3 protein-coding genes are annotated in these 2,661 nt (G+C 63.8%); all 3 read left to right on the top strand.

Translation table 11 applies throughout. The annotated features are described in order from the left end of the window. Positions 1-105 precede the first annotated feature (105 nt). A complete protein-coding gene (gene petA / locus AC04L7_RS16230) occupies positions 106-717 on the top strand; it encodes a ubiquinol-cytochrome c reductase iron-sulfur subunit (protein WP_299346303.1) in 612 nt (203 codons plus the stop codon). 3 nt (positions 718-720) lie between these two features. After that, entirely contained in the window at positions 721-1,980 is a 1,260-nt protein-coding gene (locus tag AC04L7_RS16225) for a cytochrome b (RefSeq protein ID WP_296278793.1), read from the top strand. Then, positions 1,973-2,661, top strand: a 689-nt coding sequence (locus AC04L7_RS16220) for a cytochrome c1 (protein WP_475513415.1), incomplete at its 3' end; no start/stop codon positions are given. The genes AC04L7_RS16225 and AC04L7_RS16220, both read left to right, overlap by 8 nt.

Raw genomic sequence — 2,661 nt, 5'->3', positions numbered from 1 at the left:
CATTAAGCCATCCGTTACACTTTGCCGTCTTTTGCGGCCCGCGTCCGTGTCTGGGTGCGGCCTTGGCAGCCTTTTTTGCTACCTGATTGTTTTGCGGAGTGCCGGATGGCCATCGATGGGGTCAATGGGCCTGTGAATACGGGCCGACGCCGGTTCCTGACTGCGACCACCGCGGTGGTGGGTGCAGTGGGTGCCGGCATTGCAGCTGTACCTTTTATCAAGTCGTGGAATCCGAGCGCCCGGGCCAAGCTGGCCGGTGCTCCGGTGACCGCCGATCTCACCGGCCTGCAGGAAGGCCAGCGCCTGATCCTGGAATGGCGCGGCCAGCCGATCTGGATCGTCAAGCGTTCCAAGGCGATCCTGGATGCGCTGCCTACGCTGGATGCGAACCTGCGCGACCCGCAGTCGACCAACAAGGACCAGCAGCCGTCGTACATCACCGGCGAGACGCGCTCGCTGAAGCCTGAAGTCTCCGTGCTGGTCGGCCTGTGCACGCACTTGGGCTGCTCGCCGGAAATGGCCGCCGAGATCAAGCCCGAGCCGTACGATCCGAACTGGAAGGGCGGCTACTTCTGCCCCTGCCACAAGTCGCGCTTCGACATGGCCGGCCGCGTGTTCCAGGGCGTGCCCGCACCCACCAACCTGGTGGTGCCGCCGCACTTCTACCAGGACGACAACACCATCGTGATCGGCCTCGATCCGCAAGGGGGCGCGTAAGCCATGGCGAACATCATCACCCGCGCCGCCGATGGCGTAGTGGACTGGTTCAACGCGCGCGCGCCGGGCTTCATGCCCGTGTACCGCAAGCACATGAGCGAGTACTACGCGCCCAAGAACTTCAACATCTGGTACATCTTCGGCGTGCTGTCGATCGTGGTGCTGGTCAACCAGATCCTGACCGGCATCTTCCTGACGATGCACTTCAAGCCGAGCGCGGCGGAAGCCTTCGCCTCGGTCGAATACATCATGCGCGACGTGGAGTGGGGCTGGCTGATCCGCTACATGCACAGCACCGGCGCGTCGCTGTTCTTCATCGTCGTCTACATCCACATGTTCCGCGGCCTGATGTACGGCTCGTACCAGAAGCCGCGCGAACTCGTGTGGATCCTCGGCATGCTGATCTACCTGGTGCTGATGGCCGAAGCCTTCCTGGGCTACGTGCTGCCCTGGGGCCAGATGTCGTTCTGGGGCGCCAAGGTCATCATCTCGCTGTTCGGCGCCATCCCGGTGATCGGCAACGGCCTGACCGAGTGGATCATGGGCGACTACCTGCCCAGCGATGCCACGCTCAACCGCTTCTTCGCGCTGCATGTCATCGCGCTGCCGCTGGTCCTGCTGCTGCTCGTGGTGCTGCACATCTTCGCCCTGCACGAAGTCGGCTCGAACAACCCCGACGGCGTCGAGATCAAGAAGGGGCCGAAGGGCAACCGCTGGTCGCCCACCGCCCCGGCGGACGGCGTGCCGTTCCATCCGTACTACACGGTCAAGGACGGGTTCTACGTCGGTTGCTTCCTGATCCTGGCGGCCTTCATCGTGTTCTTCGCACCGGCCATGGGCGGCTGGTTCCTGGAGCACGACAACTTCAGCGAAGCGAACAAGCTGGTCACCCCGGCGCATATCAAGCCGGTGTGGTACTACACGCCCTACTACGCCATGTTGCGCGTGGTGCCCAACAAGCTGGGCGGCGTGCTGGTGATGTTCGGCGCCATCGCGATCCTGTTCCTGGTGCCCTGGCTGGACCGCGCCAAGGTCAAGTCCTACCGCTACCGCGGCGTGCTGTCGAAAGTGCTGCTGGGCCTGTTCGCGATCAGCTTCGTCTGGTTGGGCAAGATCGGTGCGGGCCCGGGTACGGATCCGGTGGAAACCATCATCGGCCGCTTCCTGACCGGCTTCTATTTCCTGTTCTTCCTGACCATGCCGATCTGGACCAAGATCGACAAGACCAAGCCAGTGCCCGAGCGGGTGACGACGCATGACTAAGACTTTCGCCTCTCGCCTAGCTGTGTTCGCCAGCGGGTTGCTGATCTCGTTCTCCGCGTTCGCCGCCGAGGGCGGCGCCACGCTTCAGGCCGGCAACGACCTGGGTGACCGCGCGTCGCTGCAGCGCGGTGCGCAGCTGTACATGAATTACTGCGCCGGCTGCCACTCGCTGAAGTACATGCGCTACTCGCGCATCGCCGACGACCTGGGCCTGACCGAAGACGAGGTGATGAACAACCTCAACTTCACCGGCGCCAAGTTCGGCGAACAGGTGCAGGTGTCCATGCCGGCCGCGGGTGGCGAGAAGTGGTTCGGCAAGATGCCGCCGGACCTGAGCGTCATCTCCCGCGTGCGTGGCAGTGACTGGATCTATACCTACCTGAAGTCGTTCTACCTGGACGAATCGCGTCCGCTGGGCTGGAACAACAAGCTGTTCCCCAACGCCTCCATGCCCAACCCGCTGTGGGAGCTGCAGGGCCTGCAGCACGCCGAATTCGGTCCGGTCGATCCGGCCACCGGCGAGCGCCATGTGGAAAGCCTGAAGGTGACGCAGGCCGGCCGGCAGGACGCGCGTGAGTTCGACCAGACTGCGCGCGACATCACCAACTTCCTGGAGTATGTCGGCGAGCCGGCGGCCCTGAAGCGCCAGAGCATCGGCGTGTGGGTGATCCTGTTCCTGGC

This window comes from Pseudoxanthomonas sp. LjRoot204_2, assembly GCF_056175765.1.
The sequence above is the reverse complement of the archived record's forward strand: the minus strand, read 5'-3'. Positions and strand labels throughout refer to the sequence as shown.